The sequence below is a fragment of the Agrobacterium sp. AGB01 genome (genome assembly GCF_014851585.1).
Taxonomy (GTDB): Bacteria; Pseudomonadota; Alphaproteobacteria; order Rhizobiales; family Rhizobiaceae; genus Agrobacterium.
Genome location: NZ_JACVAB010000004.1, coordinates 80432 through 104885 on the forward strand (window position 1 = coordinate 80432; position 24454 = coordinate 104885).

Genomic DNA, 24454 nt, shown 5'->3' on the forward strand with positions numbered 1-24454 from the left:
TGCTACCCGAGTGTAGCTCCAAAGGTGTTGTTCTCACACCCGCGCCTGCCCTTCAATCCAATAGCCAATCGCATCGATCCGCGATTTGTCAAAACCCAGGACATCCCGGAAATGCGCACGGCAGGCGGAAACAGCCTTGGCCTCACCGGCGATGTAGATGTAGCCCGGACCATCGGGTAGTTTTGTGATCTCTCCGGCAATACGTGGCAGTTCGGTATAACCCGGCCGGTCTTCTCTTGGTCCATGGCAGCTGTGCCACTGAATGGATACATCTGCCGCCGTCTTGATCTGCTGACGATCAGCGTCCGAGGGCACTTCGACATGGATGATCGTCTTGAAGCCTGCGGGCAGTTCCTCAAGCACACGCCCGACAGCAGGAAGTCCGGTAATATCCGTCAGCATCAGCAGCCATTCACTGCCCTTAGGCATCCAGAAGCGACCCTCGGGATTGCAGATCCCGACGATATCGCCGACCTTGGCATTGATTGCCCAGGATGCGGCAACACCGCCTTCATGCACCACGATATCAATGGTCATCTCCCGGCTGGAAGCATCCCAGCGCCGGATCGTATAGGGCCGGTTGGGGCAATGCTTCGATCCGTCCGGCCTGCCCCATTTGCCATTCTCCATCAAAACAGGAAGTGTCACCGGTGTGTCCGGATCGGGCCGCAACGCAAGCCGCACCCATTCATCGGGATGACCGCTTGGCAGAAGGCGTTCACCACCGTCCAACTTCAGAACAACCCGGACCATCGCCGGTGTCAGGCGAACAACGGAAATGGTCTCGCCGAGGAAATAATCCTCCACATAGGGATCATGGTCATGATCGTGGTCGGCAGAACCCGAAAGAGAGTGTGCGTTTGCATTCATTTCAACGCCCTTCTGTGAGTGCGGCCAACCGCGTTGCGGCACGCGATATGTCGCGTACTATTTCTGGATAGCCGAAAGGTATTGAGAGCACAGTTGGAGTAAGGACTGCCCAAATCGTTTCTGGTTTTTCCAGGGAAACGCATGTGCCTCGCTGAATTGAAAGTATGGTGTTTAATATCGGCTGCGATTTACAAGCCGCTTCTATCCCTTCGGCAAACCATGCGATGAGTATGTCGCAGTCCAGTATATCGAGTTGTTCAAGACTGATAGACTGCGAATAAAAGCCACCTTTCGCATTTCCAATGCGGGCAATGCCTGGAGACGGCCTCAATCCAAGGGCCCTGAACATCTCAAAGCGAGTATCGCCGGGAAGATAAACATCACAGCCATTTTGCTGCGGGAAATGCGATATAAGTGCGAAGGTTTTGCCTCGGATTTCGGGGAAAGTGTTCTTGAAATCCCCGACTAGATTTTCAACGGACCTAATGACTTTGGATGACTCGGTTGTGCGTCCTAGTGCGCGTCCCGTCACTTGGGTTTGCTCTTGCCAGTTACTCGACCAGGGGCCTTTCATCCAACTCACCACCGGCGCAATACGTGAGAGCCGCTTATAGGCTATGGCATCGAGACCGGAGAAAACCGCCAGGATCAAATCTGGCCTGAGCAATGCAATCTGCTCATAGTCGATCGCGTGACGCAACAATACGGGGTTTTCAGAACCCATCCGGTTCTTGTTCCAATCCGCAATACCATCAGGCCAATAAGGATAGCCAGTCATTGCAATAGGGACTTTCCCCAAGGCAATAACCGCGTCCTCGCCGCTCCAGCCCAATGTAACAATCCGTTGCGGCTCATGCGCGATTGTGGTCGACCCGAACGCATGCTCAATCGTGACGGGAAAGCTATCGTGTCCGACGGCCTCCCTTGAAATCATGAGTGCGGGGATCGCCGAAGCGCCAGCAAACATCAGTTGCCGACGCGACAGTCGGGCCAATGATCCCGACTGTGCTTGATTGAAACGGCGATACCCCATGTTCAGAAGCCTAGAATTTTGCGGAGAGGCGAAGAAATGCACTTCGTGGGGCACCGAACGTGATTTGCTCGTCACCTTCCATCATGTGTGCGTAGCGCTTGTCGAAGACATTTTCGACATTCAACTGAGCAGAGAAAGTCTCGTTGAACTTGTAACGCGCCATCAGGCTGACTGTGGTATACGGAGACTGTGAATAGCGAACCGTCCCATCGACTGTGTCGATTGGCAGAAATGTTGTTCCCTGCCAATTCAGACCGCCCCCGATCGTAAGTTTGTCCCACGCTCCTGGAAGAGTATAGCTCGTAAACAGTCTTACGATTTCGCGAGGCAACTGGGTGTTCACATCGTTCCCGTCTGCATCTTGGCTTTCCAGTAACGTAGCACCGAGCGATAGATTCCAGCCGGGCATCAACTCCCCCGAAATCTCTGCCTCTATGCCTGTCGTTTTGACGCCTTGGGCTGTTGTGTAAGCGAGCGTGGTCGTTCCAGGAATATACTGGCTGGTAGCAACACCTACATTGTCTTCCATTGATCTAAATACTGCCAGCGAGCCGTTTAGACGGTCGGCAAACCAGCTGCCCTTGATACCCGCCTCTATGTTGCTACCGGTCACAGGATCGAGATATTGGTCGTTGATGTCTCTTTCAGTCTGAGCACGAAATACATCAGCGTAACTGGCATAAGCCGTCAAATTGGAGTTCAGATCGTATGTAATGCCAACGTAGGGCGTAACGGCGTTTTCAATCTGTGCCGTTCTGGCACCTGTCCACGTGCGCACCGTTTCGGTTTTAATATGTGAGAAACGTGCACCACCGATAATCTTCAACTCATCCGTTATGTTGAGACGCGTAGCGGCGTATGCACCCATTTGATCAATATGTGAGACGCGCAGCCGGCCTGTAGCCCACCCTGGCTCCGGATAGTCACCCGTAAAATCAAAGATGTTTCCGAACACAGCAGGATTTAGACCACCCTGATAGATGTAATCTTCGTCCATCCAATCAGCAGTCACGCCTGAAAAAAACTCGTGATCTCGGCCAAACAACTCATAAGACCCGTTAAGTTTTGCACTCACTACGGTCTGGGTTGCATCGTGGTCAAATTTGGCGGCCGATGGATCGAGCCCCAAACCTGTCACAGGATCTGGCTGTCCCCATAAATATAAAAGCTTGGCGTCACCCTTCTTGTTAACGTGGATAGCATCAAGCTTCAGCGTCCAGTCGTTTTCAAAGCGGTGTTCAAAGCTCGAGAAAACATTCGTATTTTCTGTATCCCAATAGGCCCAATCAGGAGCGGTGTTCAGACCCCTGCGAAAATTCGTGCGGGTTCCGTCGCTGAAGAAAATCGGCACCCCACCCCAAATCGCGTTGTCAATATCGCGATGTTGGTGGTCGGCTCCAATTGAAAACTTGGTGTCCGGGCCGAGATCGGCGTCTATGATACCGTAAAAGAGACCACTGTTTGTCGCTTGGCGATCGAGATGCGAGTCTGCATCATTTCGTGAAACGATGACACGCCCTCTAACCGATCCTTCGGAATTCAGGGGGGTAGTAATATCAAGAGTTTCCCTGAAATTGTTCCAGGAACCAATAGACGCACTGACTTCTCCAGTCAGTTCCTTACTGTCAGCATGCTTGCGTACGAAATTCACTGCTCCTGAGGGATTGCCAGCCCCTGTTAGCAGGCCATTAGCACCACGGAGAACTTCTACCCGATCGTACTGGAGTGTGTCAGAACGGTGCTCACCATACATTGCGATAAGGTTGTTGAGAGCAACGCCGTCATATTGGAAGCTATTGAGATAGAAGCCACGCGAGAACGGTTCACTTCGCTGGCCATCCCATTCCTGCACCTGAATACCGGGGGCAGTTCTCAAAACATCTGCAGTCGTGTTGAGTACCTGATCGTTCAACCTCTGGCGAGTAACCACGCTAACTGATTGTGGAGTTTCCTTGATGGAAAGTGGCAGGCCAGTGGCCGTGCTCATCTGAGTTGTGGTGTATGAACCAGACCCCTCTGTCGTTCCACTTTGTCCCTGAACGCTGATTGTGTCCAAAACAGTGGAGCCGCCTACGGCAACATTACTACTTTGGGATACTCGGCTCGCAATCGCAACCGTGGTCGCATTTGGGAAAGAAAAACTAAGATCAGAGTTCGAGAGAAGCCGCGCGATAGCCTGCTCTGCACTCATTTGGCCATTTAGACCTGCGGTCTGTTTGCCAGCTACAACGGAGGGATTATAGGTGATTTGGAGACGTGCCTGTCTGCCGAACAGGGCGAGAGCTTGATTGAGCGAGCCCGCTGGAATGGAAAAAGTCTGCGTCGACTGCGCCTGTGCTGAGCCCACGGAAAAAACAATTACGCCTGCTGTCGACGACGACAGCAGAAGCGTTGCCGTCAATATTACGCGACCCATCCGCCCGCTTGCAGATTTCCAAATACCCTGTCCCATTACATACCCACTCCGTAATCAATTTTGTCTCGGCACTTCGAAGCGTGCCGCGTCCTATTGTTGAAAACGAAAGTGGTTCGGATTTTTTCGGTTATTTTGTTGATTTTTCTTAGAAGGTATAAATCGCCACCAGATAAGGGGAGATTTCGCGGACTTTACCGCCATAGGGATGGACGATCGCTTCAAGCGCCAGCAAAGGATTTGACAGATCAAAAACGCCACTGATCCGCTGGCGTGATAGCGAGGGAGAAGCAAGAACGACGCGACCACGGTGCCATCGGGAAACGCGGGCCACGACGTCCGACAGGGGTTCGTCTTCTGCAACGATCAAACCCTGTCTCCAGGCCGCCATCTGATCCGGATTGCGCTGCCCCCGCGAATATGTTGTCTTTCCAGTGGCAATTTTGATCCATTCTCCATCGGTAATCTGGAGTTCGCGACCTGGCAATGCGTTATCATGGACCGCCACGCGCCCATGAACGACAGATACTGCCGTAAGATCGTCCACCAGACTGACGTCGAATGAGGTTCCCAGAACCTTGGTATATGTGTCACCGGACTTAACCTCGAATGGCCTTGCCGGATCATGCGTTACATCAAAAAATGCCATGCCATCCAGAAGGCCAATACGCCTCACTTGGTCAGTCATTTCAACCGTGATGCCGCTGTTGGGTCCAAGCGTTACGGTACTGTTGTCCGCAAGCGTTAAGTGACGCACCTCAGCCGTGGTGGTCTTATAATCAGGCTTGGCGCCCATTACCCTTGGTGCAACGTATCCACCCAATATGCCAGCGCCGATCAGCCCACCCAAAAGCAATGTACGGCGAGAAACGGCGTGGCTCGATTGTTTTGCCGTCTGTCTTCCGTTCAATATTTGTCCGGTCATGCCGTAGATTTCGGCCGCTTCCGCCCAAGCGGCCGCGTGATACGGGCTACGCAGACACCATTTTTGAGCACCGTCCAGCGCGACAGGATTGTCGGGATTGTTTTGTAGGCGAATGATGAGATCGACGGCCTCATCGAAAAGCTGATCCTGATCCTGCTGCTCTGTCACCGTCGCGTTCTTTCAGTTTGTCGCATAGTCCGCTGTATAGATGTAAACGAACAGCCAGCGTAAATTTTCGCCTTTAAAATCAGCCTAAATGCCCTGTAGCCGTTCACGGACGTGCCGATATGCATCGCGGACGAGCGTCCAGGTCTGGGTTGTAGACAGGCCTATACGTTCACCCGTCTCTGCGATAGTGAGCCCCTCAACTCGGTGCAGTTCAAACGCCAGGCGCGTTCGCTCTGGTAATTCAGACAACGCTCTTTCCGAAATTTCCAAACGTTGTTTGTCATATACAATCGTTTCGGCGGAGGGCGACGGGTCCATCACCGACAAAATGATCTCTTCCGGCGCAGGATGTATCGGAGACGATCTTTCCCGGCGAAAATGGTCGAAAAGTAGGTTGCGTGCGATCTGGAACAGGTAGGCACGGGGATTGTTTGCCTGCGGCACAGACTTCACGGTGATAAGGCGGACAAACGTATCCTGCGTCAAATCAGCGGCTGTGTCCTCAGACAAACCTCGACGGCGCAGAGAGTGGCTTATCTCCCCCGCGTGCCGTCTGAACAATCCTTGCACGTCCCAGTCCACGAATGATCACCTTTTCGGACACAGGTTTGGACATGGCCGCGACAAGGCTGCCGCGCAAACTGCCACCAATTGCGGCCTACATAGCTTCCCCACAAAACATGTGCAACATACTCATGTTAAAGATCATGAAATATCCGTGGTGTGCAATCGTCACAGTTTTGGGTTGGAACTCCGATCCAAGAGTGCAAATCGAAATATTGCCGCGCGATTGATTTGGTGGTAAAAATTACTACCATTTCCTATTGGAGGTCAGTCTATGCCGAATGTTGAAAAAGTCAGCGTTTCAATGACAACACAGCATGCTGAGTTATTGCGTGATGCCGTAAGCAGCGGGGCTTATGCCAGCGGTAGTGAAGTTGTTCGTGAAGCCATGCGAGACTGGTCGGCCAAATGGATGCAGAAGCGTGGCGATATCGCAAAGCTGCGTGCAATGTGGGAAGAAGGCAAAGCAAGCGGCCCTGCTGTCGAAGTGGATTTTGACACAGCGTTGAATGAAGCACGTCAGGAAATGGCATCCTCCGCACCTCATGCCCGTTAAGCTCCTCTGGACACCTAAAGCACGCGCTGATGTCAAAAGTATCTACATTGCTCTGGCCAGAGACCATCCGCAGAGCGCTGAGCGATACTTCACAAATTTTCGGCGCAAGGCTGAGTTGCTCATTCAAAACCCGCGGCTAGGTGCGCGTCATCCGGAAATATTCCGAACCGCTCGAATGCTGATCGAGGCGCCCTACGTGATCCTGTATGAGACGATACCGGACACCGAGAGCGATCCTGTCCACGCAGTCGAAATCATTCGTATTGTGGACGGACGGCGCGATCTTACCTCACTCTTCTAAACTTAGAGTGTTGGCAGCGGGGGGTATTTAGGCTGAGGTAAATGTTCGTTTGTGTTCCCAAAGCTCGGCTCCCCTCGAGAACATCGTTCTTCGTTCGCTTATGTGAGATGTTCTGTTGATGTGTAGTCAATAAGCAGCGGTTCGTCATTTCGACAAGCAACGTCTATTCTTGCGTTTGAAATCCCGACGGTCCCTCTCCCAGAAACGTTTTGTTCGCAAAACGCTTGGTCGCTATATCCATCGCGGTTTAGATATTTTTTCTCCACCCGTCCCAATCTTCGCAAATCTGCACCTGATGAAATTCTATATATTATATAGAATATATTGGCTTTCATCAATCGGCTTGAGCGAGACCTCACCGTTCTTGGAGCACCGAACGCAACTGGATGGATATGGGAACGATTATGAAAGCAAGCACTTCGATATCTTTTGTTGGTGGCCTTCTGGCCTTGTTACCGGCAGCCCTCGCTCACGCCTCGGGCGATGAGGCCAAACCCGTATCGGGTGGGACGCTGAAGGTCGCGGTTCACGAAGCTCCGGTTTGCGTCGATCCTATCCAGATCACCAACTTCACTCCACTCAACATTGCCCGCAATTTTGCTATTTCTTTGACCGATCAAGATCCGATTACCGGAGACGTAAAGCCTTGGGCTGCGGAACGGTGGGAAATCAACGGAGACGCGACCGAGTATACCTACCACCTCCGCAAAGACATCACATATGCCGACGGGCAGAAACTGGATGCGAAATCAGTTCAGGCCAATCTGGAAAATATCCGCAACAAAATTGGCCCTAAGGCGAACAGGCCGTACAACTATCTTTCCTATTATGCTGGCAGCGACATTGTCGACGACCACACGATCAAGATCAAATTCTCGCATCCCGCCGGTCATTTCCTGACTGCCGCCTCATCGGCCTGGCTTGCTCTATACTCCGATGCAACACTTGCCAGATCGGCTGAGGAACGGTGCGCTGGAAATCTGGTTAGCGCCGGCCCTTTCAATCTGGTAAAATATTCCCAGCTCGAGGGTGCTACGCTTGAACGCCGCGAGGACTATGTGTGGCCGTCGGCCAGCTCCACGAACCAAGGCAAGCCCTATCTCAAAAAAATCGAATTTATCATCGCACCGGAAGACAATGTTCGAACCGGCCTCCTGCAATCAGGCGAAGTACAGCTCGTGACTAACGTTAACGTGGCCGACCAGTCCTCGCTCGAAGCATCCGGATTTGTCCTGCAAGCAGGCCGCAATCCGGGAACACCGTTCGGTGTCCAGTTCAACGTCAAAACACCAATTCTCAGTGACATCAAGGTTCGCCAGGCGTTACTGCATTTCATTGACCGGCAGGAAATGATTGCTGCGCTGGAGAGCCCCAAGGCAATTCCGGCGACCGGCGTTCTTGTAAGCACTGTCCCCGGCGCAATCGATCAGAGTAAAGACATCGCTTACGATCCGGCGCTTTCCAACAAGATCCTTGACGAAGCGGGCTGGGCCACCCGTGATGCAGCGGGCATCCGCACCAAGGACGGCAAGCCATTGCGGCTCACCTTGAGCGGTTACGGCAACTATCGCGGTCAGGCTGAATATATCCAGCAGGCAGCCAAAAAAATTGGCATTGATCTGGCACTCGAAACCATTCCGGACGGCAGTGATATCATCAACAATATCCTGAACCCGCACAAATTCGAAGCAATCTTTGGCAATGCGACCGAGGCGGATCCCGATGTCCTCAGATCCTATTTCGGGCCTGAACAGCGCAATGTCCCCAATAGCGATGACGAATGGTTGAAAAAGGCCTTAATCGAGCAGCTCGCGTTCAGCAAACTCGAAGATCGCTTTGCCAAGATTGCAGAAATCCAGAAACATATTGTCGAGCAGGCCTATACACTACCGCTTTACCCAGTGACGCAAGTTCTGGGACGTGACGCCAAGCTGCATGGCGCGCTGCCAGACGTTCTCGTGCGCCTTCGTCTTGAAGCGGCCTGGCTGGAACAATGAGCATCGCCAAAAACGCACACGTTGGCTCTTCATTCAAAGTGACGAAGGCTGGTGGGAAATTGCGGGCACTTACTCGCAAACTAATCCAGGCGGCTTTCGTCGCCTGGGCAAGCTTTACGCTGGCTTTTGCCATTCTCTATTGGCTGCCGGGCGACCCGGTGTCGATCATGCTTGGCCCTGACGCCCATCTCAATCCGGCGGAATTAGCGAAGTTGCGCGCGCAGTATGGATTTGATCGACCGATCCTCATCCAATACTTTGATGCATTGTGGCGGGCCGTGCAGCTTGATTTTGGCAAATCGCTAGTCACAGGCAAATCCGTGACCGAAAGCATCGTTACTGCAGCTCCCGTGACGGCTGGCCTCGCGGCAATCAGCCTTATCATAGCCATCCTGTTCGGTGTGTTGTTTGCTGTCATGTCCCTAGACCTGCCGGGCTTCCCACGCACGGGCTTCGTCGTTTCGAAGATCCCAGCCGTCTTAGTAGCGATACCCACCTTCGTCGTCGGTCTGTTGTTGTTGCAAATCTTTGCCTTCACCCTTCGATGGGCGCCAGCAACTGGTAGTAATACATGGTCGACAATGGTTCTTCCCGCCATAACACTTGCCATACCCGGTGCAGGCATTCTCGGCCAGGTTCTCGCTAAAAGTCTGAGCCGCGCCTATGGCGAGCCATTCGTCCGCACCCTGCGTGCGAGGGGGTATTCGGAGTTTCGTATTCTGCGCCATGCCATGCGCCAGGCCGCCCTGCCTGCCTTCACAATGGCCGGTCTAATTATCGGCGGAACGATCGCCAGCGCGGTGGTGACCGAAACAGTCTTTTCTCGACAGGGTATCGGTCGACTGATGCAAATGGGTGTAACCAACAAGGACATCAATCTCGTTTGCGGACTGATCGTCTTTTCCGCCCTGGTCTATGTGATCATCAACCTGCTTGTTGATCTGCTTTACCCGATACTCGATCCAAGGGTGAGGTCATGACAGACATCGCATCCGACGCACCGCTCTCCAAGGCCCGCAACTCGCCGCTTGGCTCAATTTTGAAGCGCCATTGGGCGGTGGCATTTGCATTCATCTATCTTGCCATTCTTGCTCTATGGGTCGCCTTTCCAGCCCGCTTCGCTTCCTTTGACCCTCTGGCTGTATCTGTGGCCTCCAAGCTCAAACCACCATCGGTCGAACACTTGTTCGGTACCGATCATCTCGGGCGTGACCTACTCGCGCGCGTCATCTACGGAACGCAAAATTCACTGATGTCGACGCTGATCGCTGTTATAATCGGCCTCGTGATCGGTAGCACGGTCGGACTTGTCTCCGGCTTTAGTCCGACGCGTATCGACGCCGCGATCATGCGTGTCGTCGATATCCTGCTTGCCATCCCCAATTTGCTCTTAAGCCTTGCCATCGTCACGGCGCTCGGCTTCGGACTTGTCCCGGTCGCGATTGCCGTTGGATTAGGCTCGGTCGGAAGTTTTGCTCGTATCATGCGGTCGGAAGTGATCCGGGTCAAAGAATTGCCATTCGTCGAATCTGCGCACCTTCTGGGAGCCTCGCCCGTCAGCGTTGCAATCCGTCATGTTCTTCCCCATTCCTGGGGTCCGGTCGTTGCTCTATCCGCCATCGAGTTCGGCGCAGCGGTTCTTTCCGTTTCGGCACTCAGTTTTCTCGGCTTCGGCGCACCTCCGCCGGAGATCGAATGGGGACTTCTGGTGTCAGAGGGGCGGAGGTTCATCAGCGCTTCCTGGTGGCTCATCGCCTTCCCAAGTCTTTTCATCGTTTTGACCGTAATCGCGGCGAACTCCCTTGGACGGTTTCTGGAGAACAAATTTGGCGCCTCACATTGACCAATCGGAACGTCCCGCTAATGGCAACGCGCTTCTGACAATCGACCGACTTTCCTTCTGGTATGGACATGGAAAGAACAGCAATGCGACGCTGAACAACGTCTCACTTGACGTGGCCAAGGGCGAAGTCGTGGCGCTTGTCGGAGAATCCGGTTCGGGAAAATCGACACTCATCAACTGCATCATCGGGCTACATTCGACCAGCGCTGCCCATATGAATGCCGACACGCTTCGTTTCAACGACATCGATCTGCGATCGCTCTCGTCAAGAGAGTGGCGGAAACTGCGCGGACGGCATATCGGTTATGTCTCACAAGATCCCGTCGGGTCACTCAACCCACTTCTGCCAGTCGGGGACCAACTACTGGAGGCACTTCGCTTTTTCCGACCTGAGCTTGGCCGGGTGCAGGCCAGGAACCTGGTTCTGGATCAATTACGGAATGTTGGTTTTCCCGAGCCTCAAACGATTTATGGCCGTTACCCGCATCAGTTGTCGGGTGGCATGAACCAACGGGTTTCGATCGCAGCTGCCTTGAGTGGCGAGCCGGAATTGCTGCTCGCCGACGAGCCGACCAGTGCACTCGATGTGTCGGTTCAAAAGCAGGTCCTCGACCATCTCTCGGACCTGGTATCGCGCACCGGTACATCGATGCTCTTCATCACTCACGATCTCGCCGTCGCGGCGGATCGAGCCGAGCGTATTGTTGTTCTGAAAGACGGACATGTGGTCGAGCACGGCGCTGTCGGGCGTGTTCTTGGCAATCCACGCCATAACTATACTCAGGCACTTCTCGCTGCCGCACCATTCCTGAACGATCACGCCGCTTCCACCACACAGCGACCGCCGCTACCGCGCCTTGACAACGCGCTTCTCCAGGTACGCGGCCTGCACAAGAACTTCTCCTCTCGCGATGGGCGTTCGATTGCTGCCGTCAAGGGCGTGGACTTGGATGTCTTACCTGGCGAGACTGTCTGCGTGGTCGGCGAATCCGGCTCTGGCAAGACGACTCTTGCCCGCAGCATACTGAAGCTTAACGATCCGGAGGCCGGCACAATCCTGTTCAACGGATATGATGTGCCAACGCTGAGAAAGGCTGATCTCAAACGCTATCGCCGTGAAGCGCAGATGGTTTACCAGAATCCGTTTTCGTCGCTTGACCTGCGTTTTAACGTCGAGGCCATCCTGCGTGAACCCCTCTCTGTCCATGGTATCGGCACACGCAGCGAGCAGAGAGCGGAAGCGCGGCGCATGCTCGATCTCGTGGGTTTGCCGGATACCTTCCTGAGCCGTCGTCCCGGCGAGCTATCCGGTGGGCAAAGACAGCGTATCGCGATTGCGAGAGCCCTGATAACCGCTCCACGCCTTCTTGTCCTTGATGAAGCCGTTTCGGCACTCGACGTCTCGGTTCAGGCCCGCATCCTGGAGTTGCTGGGTTCGATCCAGCGGGAACGTGGACTGGCCTATCTGTTCATAACGCACGATCTTTCGGTGGCGCGCAGTTTTGCAGACCGCGTCTATGTCATGAAGACCGGGCAGGTGATCGAATCCGGCCATGCCTCCTCAATCCTCAACAATCCCGAGCACGAATACACGCGTCTGCTCATCAGCGCCGCGCCGGGAATAATGGCCCACAAAAAGCGTGAGGCAGCACTTTCGGACCTGCAACCGCCATCCATTGCCGAGAACGAAACGCCCCTCCCCACGGATGAGGCTGCCCGATATCTTCATCAACAGAAAGCGAAAGCATGACGATTCAGAACCTCTATTTGACAGATACGATTGACGAAGCTCTCGTGGACAAAATTCATGCGGAGATCGTCACAATCGATGGCCATATCGATGTCCGTGATGGTTTCAACTCACCCGGCAACGATGCGGGCCAGGACACGGAAGGTCAGTTCGACCTCCCAAAACTCCTGCGCGGCAAGTTGAAAGTGTCCGTTGTAGCCCTCGCGGCGGACGCCGTGCCTGACACGGCTGAGGGCCACACGAGAGCGAGACAGCAGATCGAGGCAAAATACAACGCGCTTGCGAAACTGGTCGCTGATCATCCGCAACATCTGGCTTTCGCCCGCAGTTCTGCGGATATCAAGGACATCATTTCTACGGGCAAGCAAGCGATCCTGCTGAGCTTCCTCAACGCCGTCTCTCTGGGCACGGATCTTTCTGCCCTGAAGATTTTTCATGAGCGCGGTGTGCGCCTACTCGGCCTCGTTCATATCGGCAACAACGCGTTTGCGCATTCCTCAAGGCCCAACAAGGCTTTTGGTGACAAACCGGACAATAATCTTGGCCTCACGGATCTTGGAAAAGAAGCCGTCACCGAGCTCAATCGTCTGGGCATTATCGTTGATGTCACGCAATTATCACCGCGAGGCCTCGAGGAAACCATCTCACTGAGCAAGACGCCGGTCATTGCATCACATTCGGCGGTACGCGGCCGCGTTGACAGCCCGCGCAATCTGTCAAACAGTGAGTTGAAGGCGATAGCGGAAAGCGGTGGTGTGGTAAATATCGTGGCTTTCGCGCCGTATCTACGAGATCGAGACGGCAGTCAGGAAGCCTTCAACACCGAAGTTTTTGCGCCATTCAACCTAAGACAAGGATTGGACGATCCCCGCGCGGTCCTCAGCGCAGAGGACTTTGAACGCTTTCAGGCAGGATACCGAAAGTTCTCCGGTAAACGCCATCAATTCGCATCGCTTGTCGATTACCTCGACGCTGTGGACTATGCCGTGCGCCTGATCGGCATCGATCATGTAGGCCTCAGTTCGGACTTCAACAACGGCGGCGGCGTAATCGGCTACGCCCATGTCGGTGAGGCGAAAAACGTGACGCGAGAACTCGTTCGCCGGGGATACGATCAAACGGCAATCGAAAAACTCTGGGGCGGAAATTTTCTCCGCGTGCTGAAGCAGGCCGAGGCCTTTTCTGCGTCCTGACACCTACCTTTTCAGAAAGAAAGCTTCGTCATGAGTGACAAACCGGTATCCGAAATTTCCTGGCTAGCTTTGGGTCCAGCAGATGCGACCCCGCAAGTAAGTGCCATATTCGACCGCACGACACAGCGGTTCGGTCACATTCGAAATGCGCAACTCGTAACCGCACATAGACCAGAACTTGCGACCGCGCAGGATGCGCTCAGCAAGGCTGTGCAGTTCGCACCCGATACGGGTATCACACCGTTCGAGCGAGAGCTTCTGGCAATTGTCGTCAGCGCGGAAAACCATTGCCCGGCTTGCCTGTTTGCCCATTCGGCAATCCTGCGGGAAATCACCGAAGACCCTGTGCTCGTTGGTCGGATCGAGGTGAACTATCGTCACGCCGAGCTAACCCCTCGCCAGCGAGCATTGGCTGATTATGCCGTCAAGGTTACTCGCGCCTCATGGGAATTAGACCCAACAGATCTCGACAAACTTCGCGCTGAAGGCCTGAGTGAGATAGAAATCATCGATGCTGCGGCAGTGATTGCCTATTTCAATTTCAGCAATCGGCTGAATAACGCGCTCGGCATCGCTCCAAACGCAGAAGCCTATCTCGCTAATCGCTCGTAGGTTTTGTTATACGCGAATGGGAGTGGCAAGATCACTCCCATTCTCACTATCACTGGCGGAACGATCAAGGCTCTTCCACGCCCCGCGGAAATGCAACCGCAACAATCGACCAGCCAACTCGCCGTCACGCGCCTGGATAGCATCAACGATGGCATGATGCTCCAGAGCCACCTCTTTCCAAACCATGCTGTTCTCCTGAAGCCCCCTGAAGCGTGTGGGATAAAGGCGCGCATTGAGATTGGAGTGCATGTCGATCAGCACCGGATTGGCGGAGATACGCGCCAGAGCTGAATGGAAGTCCTGATTCTCGTGGAAATACGTAATCTGGTCATTTCGTGCCACGGCATTCATCATCTGTTCGATAATGCCGCGCAGCAGGTCGATATCTTCGACCGTCGCGAATTCAGCGGCGAGCTCACCGGCCAGCATGTCAAGCCTGGAATAGACCGTGAGGAGATGAGCTGCCTCCTTCTCGTCAAGGCTTGCAACGACCGCGCCGCGATTGGCTACAAGTTCAACGAAACCCAGCGCGGCAAGCGTCTTTAGAGCCTCGCGAACGGGCGTCATGGACACGTTCAATTCTTCCGCTAGCGATTGCGTCGTCAGTTTCCGGCCCGGCTGGTAGATATTCTGAGCGATATTTTCCCGCACATGATCGACGATCTGTTCAGCCAGAGTCCTACGTACCACCATATCGACACCCGCTCCTGCTGCCGTTCTTCAAGGTAGACGGTCCGCAAATAAGCGCAGACTTTTCTCCTGAAACATGAACAATCAAAATCTCATTCCTTACCCTTATATATTATATAGAATAAATTGAATATCAATGACACCTAATCTCAGGAAGTTATTGTGGAAGCAGCATTATCCGTCGTCGGCCTTAGCATCGACGCTCAACACCTTCTCCACCTTCTGCCGAAGGGATCTTCGACCGAACTAACGCTATCCTGCGATTTCCTGATCGTACGCGAGCATATAGCAGACGATCAGGAAAGCGATATTCAGGCGCATCTCGTAGCGGCGCACATAGCCGGTCGTCTACCGGAGATAGGGATCGTCCCCGAAGTGGATATATTCCGTAGCGACCCCTATCTGGTTGCAAGGTCACTTGCCAGCCTCGATATTCTGTCGAATGGCCGGGCGGGTTTTGCTCCTCTTGCCGAGCCGCGTGGCTCGTTTGAGATAGGTTATGCCAAAGTTGGTGCGGATGCCGCGTTTGTCGGCGAGTTTATCGCCGCTGTGGGCAGTCTGTGGAACAACTGGAGACCTGGTGCACTTGCCCGCGATTGGGCGGAGAACCGCTATGTTAACAGCCGGCTCATTCGCCGTGCTGACCATGAGGGCAAGTATTTTTCCATTCGCGGTCCGCTTCCTACACCGACCGCCATCCAACCCGCGCCATTTTTCATTGCGCAGGATCACCCGGCGCATAAAAGGATTGTCGGGCGCGCTTCGGCCGTCATCACCTCTTCTGAAAACGATACGAATGATCATCGACATTCGCTAATCGAAAAGCCGTTGCGCAATGTTTCCCGGGACGACCGAAGGTTCGGTGTCCTGTTGCGGGTTGGCGAGGATGTCACGTCATGGTCCGAACTCCAGGATCTGTCAGCCGTAGCGGCATCAACGCTCGATTGGTCACCTGTCTCCTCGGGCAACAACTTCACCGCAAAATTCGCACCCCATCCCGCCGCCAAAATCGCTGGAGCTGCCCATGTCTGAGAAGCGCCGCGTGCGCATTGCCGCTCAATATAACGCAGAAGATCCATTTGAGATCTGGCATCCGGATCATTCGGACGAACTGAACACGGAAGTCTCTTTTCGCAAGGCAGCGGAGGTCTATCGTGCGGGGCTATTCGACTTTTACTTTCAAGCGGAAACGGCTGCATTGCCGAGCAACGAGGATGGTGTCCCGGAACCAAAGGTTATTGGTCGCCTCGACAATCTGACGACACAGTCCTACCTCGCTTCACTGTTTCCTGATCTTGGCTTTGTTGCAACCATCAACACTGGCAACAACCTGCCTTATGACCTGGCTCGAAAGCTTCATACATTCGATCTGCTCACCAATGGTCGATCAGGATGGAATGTCGTGCTTGGCGGCAATCCTAAGGCCTATCTTAACCACCGCGCCAAGGCCGTAGCTGAACACTCGGTCGATCGCTATGAGCTCGGGCTTGAGATCGTCCATGACGTAATCGCCGCCCTCACAGGCCAGCGCCCAGATGGTCCAAGCCCAAAATATTTCCCCGCGACCAGGAAGCAACTCCTGCCGCCTGCACGGCAAGGTGCCCCGTTTACGATCCAGGCGGGAGATTCGCCGCATAGCCGTGACCTTGCTGTCTCCTATGCTGACGGTCTTTACACACACTATGCCGATGAAGTGAATGGTCGTGCTTTTTACGCAGACGTTCATGAGCGTCTGAAAACAAAAGGGCGATACCCCGATAGCTTGAAAATCTATTCCCGTCTTGCGGTTCTGGTTGGCGACAACGATGCCGATGCCAGGGAAAAGCATCGCGCACTTTTGCCATTCCAACTTCATGAACAGCTCGCGGCAGATTACGTGGAAGAAATCTGGGGCAAACGGTTTACAGAACTGGATATTGAGGGCCCACTGCCGCCCGATGACCCTCTGCCGGGCCATAAGGTTTCGCTCGGCCTATCCTATGGTCTTTATCTGGACGGGCCTGCCGAGAAAGCCGTCGATCGCCTGCGGAAGATTTCAGCGGAGAATGGTGGTACTGGCCTTCGTGAAACACTCATTCTGTCGGCCGGTACCCATTACATTTTTGGCGGGCCGGTAGCAGTTGCGACTGAACTTCGACGGCTTGTTGATGCCCGTGCGACGGATGGCTTCGTCATCGCACCGCATAGTGCACCAGACTGGCTGCAAGGTTTTGTGAAAAGCGTTGTACCAATCCTGCAGGATTGGGGTGTCTATGCCCGAGAGTATCTTGACGAAACTCTTCGAGAGCGTGTTGCTCGCGAGGTTGCAGCATGACCGTCGCACATTTTCAGGATCGAAAGATCCGCACCGATGGGCCACTCGATTTGGGTCCGTTCGTCTTTGGGGGCAACATTATCGGCTGGACGCTAACTGCCGATAAGGCGGGCGATCTACTGGACGAATTTCTTCTCCAGGGCGGTCGCGCTATCGATACTGCCGACAACTACACCGAATGGGTTGCCGGCGGCGTTACGGGGCAATCCGAATCCGTCCTTGGCGAATGGTTGCAATCACCTGGCAAACGACAGAAGATCATCCTCGGAAGCAAGGTTGGATTGTCGGAAGCGAGAAAAGGCCTGCGACGAGATAATATCTTGTCCGCATTGGACGCCAGCCTTAAACGCCTTGGCACTGACTATTTGGACATCTACTACGCCCACAAGGACGATCCGGATTCTGATCTTCTGGAGACGCTGACCACTTTCCACGAATTGGTTCGGCAAGGTATCGTTGGCCGCATAGGTTATTCGCATCTTTCTCCGGAACGCTACACCGAGATCAAGCGTCTCATCCGAAAACATGCGCTGACGCCGATCACGGTTTTCCAGCACGATTACAGCATTGTGAGCCACAAGGCCCTGGACGATAATTACACTGAGTTGACCAGTGATCCGAACATTCAGGTTCTCGGTTATCATGCCATGGCTTCCGGCTTCCTCAGCGGCAAATATCGCGATGCCAATGTCTGGACCGAGCATACTGACAAGATACGAGGATTGATCGACGATCCTCGCGCTCCAGCTCTTCAAAATGCACTTCACGACATCGCAAAGAAACACTCGGTCTCACCTGCGGCAATTGCGCTCGCATGGTTTCGGACACGGCCAATCCAAGTGATACCATTGGCCAGTGCCCGCGACACGCAACAACTATCCTCGCTGTTTGAGTCGACGCGGGTACATCTAGATGAAGATGACCTGCGGTTGCTGGTCTGGTAAGCGGAGCGGTACGAATGATAGATAAAAACGGCACTGTCGGCACTCTTGATATCGCTGTGGTGGGCGCTGGAATTCTTGGACTTGCGACAGCAGTGCGCCTTGTAGAAAGGGGAGCTCGCGTCATCTTGATCGACGAAGCCGGCGCGATCAGGGGAACATCAGGCACCAGCTTTGCTTGGGTCAATTCGAATGGCAAGCAGCCGCGGAGCTATCACGATCTCAACACCGCCGGTCTTGCCGGACATGTCGCCTGGCAAGCTGATCTACCCGACCATTTCCGCTGGTTCCGTCAAACCGGTGCCTACGAGTGGGTCAACGAAGCCGAACTGCATCTGCTGCAGCAGCGTGTTCAAGACCTTCGCGATATCGGTTATTCCGCATCGATCGAAAACGCTTCGCACGCCCGACGCACTAATCCGGGCCTGCATATTCCGGATGTCGAAATCGCCTGGTTTCCGCAGGAGGGCTATGTCGACATCCCCCGTTTCGCAGCGTGGGCACTTTCACGGTTAATTGAAACCGGCTCGGCTGTTCGGTTCGGCCAGACTGTCGTGAAAATCGAGCGCAAAAATGGTCGGGGCACGCTTACTTTGAACGATGGCGACACAGTGCACGCTGACCGCGTTGTCCTTACAGCCGGTCGTTGGACGCGTCCCCTTCTGGCCGAGCTCGGTTATGACTTTGCCGCACCGGAACCACTTGATCCCACGCCACGAGTGCGAAGCATGCTTGCCTACACTCAGCCATTGCCTGTCCAGGTATATAGCCTTCTGTTCGGTCCAAACTTGAATATTCGACCCGATGGCGGAAACAGACTTGTCTTGCAATCACTCGAACTCGACACGTTGCTCAGCGGAGAGAGCGACCTTTCCCCCAACGGCGCAATGGCGCGCGAATTCCAGCGGCGACTTCGACATCTTCTGCCCTCAATTCCACAAGATGCAATTCAGGAATTGCGGATCGGCAGGCGGTCCTTGACCAGCGACGGGCTTCCCGCCATCGGCTGGCTCGACGAGAAAATCTACATTCTCGCCACCCACAGCGGTGTTACCCTGGCACCAGTTCTTTCAGGTTTCGCAGCGGAAGAGATCATTGCGCTAAACGAACAACAAAGCCTTGCCCCATTTCGCCCGCAACGTCTCTTAAAGCCGCTTGGAAAAAGCAGTGATCTCCGGCCTCCCTCTCTTCAATAGGGAAGCCGGAAACTATCCAAATTAGCGGCTCAACGCATGTCTTAAGTCAGCGATCAAGTCATCCACATTTTCGATTCCGACGGACAGTCGTAAAAGATTGTCCGTCACGCCTAATTGTTGCCGGCGTGCAACCGGCAAAACCTTGTGGGTCATGCTTGCCGGGTGCTGCACGAGACTTTCGACGCCTCCCAGGCTGACCGCATAGGCAAACAACTGCAGATCTTGCGCGACGCGATTGGCACGTTCCTCGCCACCTTCGACCGCAAAAGAGATGATTGATCCAAAACCTTTCATCTGCCGTTTGGCGATCTCATGTCCCGGATGGGTTTTCAGCCCTGGATAGATAAGCCGTTCGATACGCAATTGGGTTTGCGCCTCATCAAGATAAGCAGAAATGGCAGCAGCATTCTCGATGTGCCGATCCATGCGCACTGCCAATGTCTTGATCGAGCGGAGCAATGTCGAACAACTGATGGGATCGAGAACCGCACCAACTGAATTCTGCAGAAAGACAAGTTCATCCACGACTTCGTCAGGCAGCTTATCAGAGAGAGCGACAACGCCAGCGAGAAGGTCCGAATGCCCATTGAGAAATTTGGTCGCCGAATGCATCACAATATCGACACCCAGTTCGATCGGACGCTGGCAGTAGGGCGATGAAAACGTATTGTCGCAGATCGTCAGCGCGCCCACTTCCCTGGCGATTTCGGCGACACTGGCGATGTCCACGATCTCGAGCAATGGATTAGATGGTGTTTCGAACCACAACATTTTCGTGGCTGGCGTCACGACGCGCCGCACCGCTTCGATATCCGAAAAATTGACGAAATCAACTTTCAGTCCGGCCGTGCGGTTGCGCACCTTCGCGAGCAAGCGGTAAATGCCACCATAGACGTCATGGTGAGCGACAACATGGCCGCCGGCATCCAGCAATTCCAGAATACAAGCTGCGGCAGAAAGGCCCGTCGGAAAGGCAAGCGCCCTCTTGGCGCCTTCCAGATCTGCCAGGCACGCCTCGAGTGTAGAACGCGTTGGGTTCTTGCTGCGCGAGTACATATACCCCTTGTTCTGACCGATGCCTTCTTGCACGTAGGTGCTGGCAGTATAGATCGGCTGAACAACCGCACCAGTCAAAGGGTCCGGCTCTTGGCCGGCATGGATCGCTCGCGTTTCGATTGCAAGTCTGTTGGAATGAGAACTCATCTGCTGAACCCTTTGAATACTTAAAATTTGGCGTTTCCGACGTTGGGCGCTCCGGCGGAGCGGTTGGAGGCCAGTCGCTAATACTGGTACTCCATCCCGACCAAATTAGATTGGACACCATCCATTGATAGCCAATAATTGCTCAAATTAGCCCGGCTAGGCGCAAATTTTTCTAGCAGTCTAATCGACCAACATAGCTGAGGTCTCGCCGCTGCGACTTCGCTCGTGATCTACGCAGCAACGTCTTGGCGACCATTGCTCCTGTCAGATATTTCTGCATACCGCACTTCCACAGACGCTAACCCCATTCGGACACGAAATCCGTATTGTTGGGTCAATAATCTCTGGCGAGCTTCCATTGCTGAGTTATATAACCTGCCACCACAGACACACAGACACATCCGAATTGCAACGATCCGCGCTTGTGTGGCGAAAACGCGAAATGCATGATTAGAGCGTAAGCTAACTACGCGCCCATTCAGACGAAGGAGCATACGGCGTGGTAAATATCGCTTTAGTTCATGGCGCTTGGCATGGCGGCTGGTGGGGACCGGGTTTTGCTGATACTCGAAAAGGCCGGACATAATGTTTCAGCCCCTACCCTAACGGGACTGGCCGAACGCTCTGATTTGCTGTCACGCGATGTAAACCTGTCCACCCACATTGATGACATAGTCCGCAATGCTGAAGCACAAGAAGCTGCTGAAATTGTTTTGGTGGGACACAGTTATGGTGGGTTTCCCGCCACTGCCGCAGCGCATCGGCTGGGAGCACAGGTAAAACAGTTGATCCTGCTGGATGCATTTCTGCCTTTCGATGGCGAAATGTTCTTGGATCACGCACCATCGATACGCGACCAATACAGGAAAATGGCGAAGGCCGATGCAAATTGGCACATTCCGCCACTCTCGTCTGCGGCCTTTGGAGTTGAAGAGCAAGATCAATATTGGGTGGATGCGCGACTGACGCCACATCCTGTCGGAGGCTATTTTGAACGCGTGAGCTTGGACAGTAGGCCGTCAGTGTTTCGCAAAACCTACTTGCGTTGCTCGCAAGCGCCAGGCGAATTGCTCCAAAAGTCGGTCGGTCGAGTAAAAGCGGATGCTGAATGGGGTTACCTCGAGCTTGACGCTCCACACGATGCAATAATCAGTCACCCCCACCTCCTGAGCGATACTTTACTTCGCCATGTGGACGGTGAAAAATAGCTAAACGCTTACGGCTAATCACCACTGTCGGAGGTTTCCGTTTTTGCCCAACGAAACGCTACCTTTCACCGACGATAGCCAACGCCAGGATGAGGTGCGGCCAGCCTGTCGCCTCGTCCAAATAGCTTCTGCCGCAAACTCCCGTCGCGATAGCTTGTCTTGTAGAGACCGCGTTCTTGAAGCACGGGTACGACGAGGTCGATGAAATCGCGAAAGCCGCCGTCCATGACAGCATAGGAAAGATTGAAGCCGTCTATCCCTGTTTCCTCAGCCCAACCTGCAAGCTGATCCGCCACGTCCTCAGGATCTCCAACACTGACGGGGCTCAAACCGCCGATACTGCACCAATCTGCAATCTCGCCCGCCGTCCATGTCTTCGACGGATCGGCCGAGCTCATTGCCTCCACAGCTGTGCGTATCGCGTTGCTGTCTACATGTTCGAAAACTTGATCCGAGGCGAAGCGATCAAAATCGACGCCGGTCCAGCCTGACATCAGTGTTAGCGCACCATCGCGAGATGCGTAACTGAGATAGTCCGCATGTTTCGCCATGGCCTCGGCCCTTGTCGGCGCGGTGATCACGGTGTGCTCAGCAATGATTGCGATTGAGGTCGGGTCACGACCGGCATCGGAAAAAGCTTTTCGTAATTTGGCGACGCTTTGTTTGAGAACCGCTTTCGAGGGCGCGCCAACGAAGACGCATTCGGCATGTCGGGCGGCGAAGGGCCGGCCGAAGGAGGAGGCACCAGCCTGGAACAATACCGGCGTGCGCTGTGGCGAAGGGCTGCTCAGATGCGGCCCCTCGACGGAAAAATGCTTGCCGACATGGTTGACTGGATGGATGCGGGTGGGATCGGCGAATACGCCGCGTTCGCGGTCAATAATGAGGGCGTCTTCCTCCCAGCTTCCCTCCCAGAGCTTGTAGCAGAGTTCCATATATTCCTCCGCAAGGTCATAGCGCTCTTCATGGGTCAGCTGCTGATTCAGACCGAAATTGCGCGCGGCGCTGTCGGACGCAGAAGTGACGATGTTCCAACCGATCCGCCCTTCCGTCAGGTGGTCGAGCGTCGACAGTCGTCGCGCCAGCGCGAAAGGCGGCTCGTAGGTCGTCGACATTGTCACCCCAAATCCGAGATGACGTGTTGCATGCGCCATCGCAGACACCAGAAGTAACGGATCGTTCCGCGGAATCTGCACAGCGTCGCGAAATGCAGGCGCCGATGAGCCGGTGAAGACGTCATAATGGCCATAGAAGTCGGCGATGAAGATACCGTCAAACAGGCCTCGCTCCAGGAGTTGAGCGAGATCAACCCAGAAGGAAAGGGAATTGAAGCGGGCCGAGATGTCTTGCGGATGGCGCCAAAGACCAGGCGAAAGGTGGCCGGGGCTGTTCATGACAAAGGCATTGAAGATTAGCGGATGCACCAAACCGTTCCTATCGCAGGCCCCACGGGTATGAAAATTCATTCGAGGGCGTAATCAAGATTTTCACGATGCAATTATCATCGCCCACCGGACAGTTCGAGCAATTACATTTCCATTTATAATATATAAAAAACATATAATTTGCATACATTACGGTATTACCCATTTAGCTTCTCCGCCAGTCGAACCGAGCATCGTGCCCGGTCAACCCCTTCCAGGAGATTTTGGGATGGACCGCAGATCATTCCTCCAGGGCAGCTTTACCGTCACAGCCGCAGCGGCGGCTGTGGCCACCATTGGATCGCGCGTCGCGCAGGCGCAGGACGCCCCTTCGGACCTGCGCTCGCTCAAAGGCAAGACGATCGCCGTCAGCATCGTTGGTACTGACCACTTTTTTGACCTGAAGGCCTATCAGGCCCAGATCGCCGAGATTGAACGCCTCGGTGGTACCGCCATCGGCCTCGATGCCGGTCGCAACGACAAGAAACTGGTCTCCCAGCTGCAGACGCTTGTTACACAGAAACCGGATGCCGTCATCCAGACACTCGGTGCTTTACCGATTGTCGATTCCGGCTTGAAGAAACTGCGCGAGGCGAACATCCCGGTTTTCACTGTCGATGTCGTCACCGACAACGCAATCAACAATTCGACCTCTGACAACTTCTCGATCGGTGCGCAGCTCGGCCTGCAACTTGCCTCCGACATCGGCGGCAAGGGCAATATTGCACTGTTCGCCGCGATCGAAGGTGTCGTGCCCTGCGAGATCCGCCTGGAACAGTTGCGCGCGGTGCTCAAATATTATCCCGAAATCAAGATTGTGCAGCCTGACCTGCGCGAGATCGTACCGAATACGATCCAGGATTCCTTCCAGAAGGTGACGGCACTCCTCAGCCAATATCCAGAGGGCTCGCTCTCGGCGATCTGGGCGTCCTGGGATATTCCGGTCCTCGGCGCCACACAGGCTCTGCTCGCCGCTGGCCGCAAGGACGTGCTCACCTATGGCGTCGACGGTACGCCGGAATATCTTTCGCTGGTTGCAGACCCGAATGCGCCGGCCGGTGCTGTCGCCGTGCAGCAGCCTGAACTGATCGGCAAGACCGCCGTGTGGAACGTCACGCGCTACCTCGCTGGCGAAAAGGTTCCCGCGACAAGCTTTGTGCCCGGTGTGCTTGCAAACAAGCAAAACGCCCGCGAGATCCAGAAGCAGGTTGGACAGACCGGCTGACGCGGACAAAAGGCGGAGCATCGCATGA

At 54.4% G+C, this 24454-nt stretch carries 22 protein-coding genes; 14 read left to right on the plus strand and 8 right to left on the minus strand.

What is annotated here, in order from left to right:
- Positions 1 to 33: 33 nt before the first annotated feature.
- From IB237_RS15215 to IB237_RS15235, 5 genes are all read right to left on the minus strand, one after another.
- Positions 34 to 870 carry a siderophore-interacting protein gene (locus IB237_RS15215; RefSeq protein ID WP_192489537.1) on the minus strand — a complete coding sequence of 279 codons (837 nt, stop codon included), beginning with the start codon at positions 868 to 870 and terminating at the stop codon, positions 34 to 36.
- Between the two features lies 1 nt (position 871).
- Positions 872 to 1903 (minus strand): ABC transporter substrate-binding protein, encoded by a 1032-nt coding sequence (locus tag IB237_RS15220; protein WP_192489538.1) that lies wholly within the window; start codon positions 1901 to 1903, stop codon positions 872 to 874.
- Between the two features lie 10 nt (positions 1904 to 1913).
- A complete protein-coding gene (locus IB237_RS15225; RefSeq protein ID WP_192489539.1) occupies positions 1914 to 4355 on the minus strand; it encodes a TonB-dependent siderophore receptor in 2442 nt (813 codons plus the stop codon).
- Between the two features lie 109 nt (positions 4356 to 4464).
- Positions 4465 to 5409, minus strand: a complete 945-nt coding sequence (locus tag IB237_RS15230) for a FecR domain-containing protein (protein WP_192489540.1) — start codon at positions 5407 to 5409, stop codon at positions 4465 to 4467.
- Between the two features lie 84 nt (positions 5410 to 5493).
- Positions 5494 to 5991, minus strand: coding sequence for a sigma-70 family RNA polymerase sigma factor (locus IB237_RS15235; RefSeq protein ID WP_192489541.1), 498 nt, complete (start codon positions 5989 to 5991; stop codon positions 5494 to 5496).
- Positions 5992 to 6247: 256 nt separating this feature from the next.
- Between IB237_RS15235 and IB237_RS15240 the strand changes: the two genes are divergently transcribed.
- The 8 genes from IB237_RS15240 to IB237_RS15275 all read left to right on the plus strand — a co-directional run bounded on the left by IB237_RS15240 (position 6248) and on the right by IB237_RS15275 (position 14225).
- Positions 6248 to 6529 (plus strand): type II toxin-antitoxin system ParD family antitoxin, encoded by a 282-nt coding sequence (locus tag IB237_RS15240; RefSeq protein ID WP_192489542.1) that lies wholly within the window; start codon positions 6248 to 6250, stop codon positions 6527 to 6529.
- Complete coding sequence (locus IB237_RS15245; RefSeq protein WP_192489543.1) at positions 6519 to 6830, plus strand: type II toxin-antitoxin system RelE/ParE family toxin; 312 nt, start codon at positions 6519 to 6521, stop codon at positions 6828 to 6830. The genes IB237_RS15240 and IB237_RS15245 overlap by 11 nt, the downstream gene beginning before the upstream one ends.
- A 404-nt stretch (positions 6831 to 7234) precedes the next feature.
- A complete protein-coding gene (locus IB237_RS15250) occupies positions 7235 to 8827 on the plus strand; it encodes an ABC transporter substrate-binding protein (RefSeq protein WP_192489544.1) in 1593 nt (530 codons plus the stop codon).
- Entirely contained in the window at positions 8824 to 9807 is a 984-nt protein-coding gene (locus tag IB237_RS15255) for an ABC transporter permease (protein WP_210323973.1), read from the plus strand. Before IB237_RS15250 ends, IB237_RS15255 begins: the two co-directional genes overlap by 4 nt.
- Positions 9804 to 10670, plus strand: a complete 867-nt coding sequence (locus tag IB237_RS15260; RefSeq protein WP_192489545.1) for an ABC transporter permease — start codon at positions 9804 to 9806, stop codon at positions 10668 to 10670. The genes IB237_RS15255 and IB237_RS15260 overlap by 4 nt, the downstream gene beginning before the upstream one ends.
- Positions 10654 to 12420, plus strand: coding sequence for an ABC transporter ATP-binding protein (locus tag IB237_RS15265; RefSeq protein WP_210323974.1), 1767 nt, complete (start codon positions 10654 to 10656; stop codon positions 12418 to 12420). The genes IB237_RS15260 and IB237_RS15265 overlap by 17 nt, the downstream gene beginning before the upstream one ends.
- Positions 12417 to 13613 (plus strand): dipeptidase, encoded by a 1197-nt coding sequence (locus IB237_RS15270; protein WP_192489546.1) that lies wholly within the window; start codon positions 12417 to 12419, stop codon positions 13611 to 13613. The genes IB237_RS15265 and IB237_RS15270 overlap by 4 nt, the downstream gene beginning before the upstream one ends.
- Before the next feature lie 30 nt (positions 13614 to 13643).
- Entirely contained in the window at positions 13644 to 14225 is a 582-nt protein-coding gene (locus IB237_RS15275) for a peroxidase-related enzyme (RefSeq protein WP_192489547.1), read from the plus strand.
- 6 nt (positions 14226 to 14231) lie between these two features.
- Here IB237_RS15275 and IB237_RS15280 read toward each other — a convergent pair whose 3' ends face one another.
- Complete coding sequence (locus tag IB237_RS15280) at positions 14232 to 14918, minus strand: GntR family transcriptional regulator (RefSeq protein ID WP_192489548.1); 687 nt, start codon at positions 14916 to 14918, stop codon at positions 14232 to 14234.
- 159 nt (positions 14919 to 15077) lie between these two features.
- Here IB237_RS15280 and IB237_RS15285 point away from each other — a divergent pair, with 159 nt between their 5' ends.
- Genes IB237_RS15285 through IB237_RS15300 form a run of 4 tightly spaced genes read left to right on the plus strand, consistent with a single transcriptional unit; the run spans position 15078 to position 19366 of the window.
- On the plus strand, positions 15078 to 15947 hold the full coding sequence (locus IB237_RS15285) for an LLM class flavin-dependent oxidoreductase (RefSeq protein WP_192489549.1): 870 nt from the start codon (positions 15078 to 15080) through the stop codon (positions 15945 to 15947).
- A complete protein-coding gene (locus IB237_RS15290) occupies positions 15940 to 17229 on the plus strand; it encodes an LLM class flavin-dependent oxidoreductase (protein ID WP_192489550.1) in 1290 nt (429 codons plus the stop codon). The genes IB237_RS15285 and IB237_RS15290 overlap by 8 nt, the downstream gene beginning before the upstream one ends.
- Positions 17226 to 18173 (plus strand): aldo/keto reductase, encoded by a 948-nt coding sequence (locus tag IB237_RS15295; protein WP_192489551.1) that lies wholly within the window; start codon positions 17226 to 17228, stop codon positions 18171 to 18173. Before IB237_RS15290 ends, IB237_RS15295 begins: the two co-directional genes overlap by 4 nt.
- A 14-nt stretch (positions 18174 to 18187) precedes the next feature.
- A complete protein-coding gene (locus IB237_RS15300; RefSeq protein ID WP_192489552.1) occupies positions 18188 to 19366 on the plus strand; it encodes an FAD-binding oxidoreductase in 1179 nt (392 codons plus the stop codon).
- Between the two features lie 21 nt (positions 19367 to 19387).
- Here the strand turns inward: IB237_RS15300 and IB237_RS15305 are convergent, their stop codons facing one another.
- Positions 19388 to 20569 carry a PLP-dependent aspartate aminotransferase family protein gene (locus IB237_RS15305; protein ID WP_192489553.1) on the minus strand — a complete coding sequence of 394 codons (1182 nt, stop codon included), beginning with the start codon at positions 20567 to 20569 and terminating at the stop codon, positions 19388 to 19390.
- Positions 20570 to 21102: 533 nt separating this feature from the next.
- Between IB237_RS15305 and IB237_RS15310 the strand changes: the two genes are divergently transcribed.
- Positions 21103 to 21777, plus strand: coding sequence for an alpha/beta fold hydrolase (locus tag IB237_RS15310; RefSeq protein ID WP_192489554.1), 675 nt, complete (start codon positions 21103 to 21105; stop codon positions 21775 to 21777).
- 65 nt (positions 21778 to 21842) lie between these two features.
- Here the strand turns inward: IB237_RS15310 and IB237_RS15315 are convergent, their stop codons facing one another.
- Entirely contained in the window at positions 21843 to 23204 is a 1362-nt protein-coding gene (locus IB237_RS15315; RefSeq protein ID WP_371815343.1) for an LLM class flavin-dependent oxidoreductase, read from the minus strand.
- A gap of 226 nt (positions 23205 to 23430) precedes the next feature.
- On the opposite strand from IB237_RS15315, the gene IB237_RS15320 reads away from it, so the two are divergent.
- A complete protein-coding gene (locus IB237_RS15320; protein ID WP_192489555.1) occupies positions 23431 to 24426 on the plus strand; it encodes a sugar ABC transporter substrate-binding protein in 996 nt (331 codons plus the stop codon).
- The last annotated feature ends 28 nt before the right edge of the window (positions 24427 to 24454 follow it).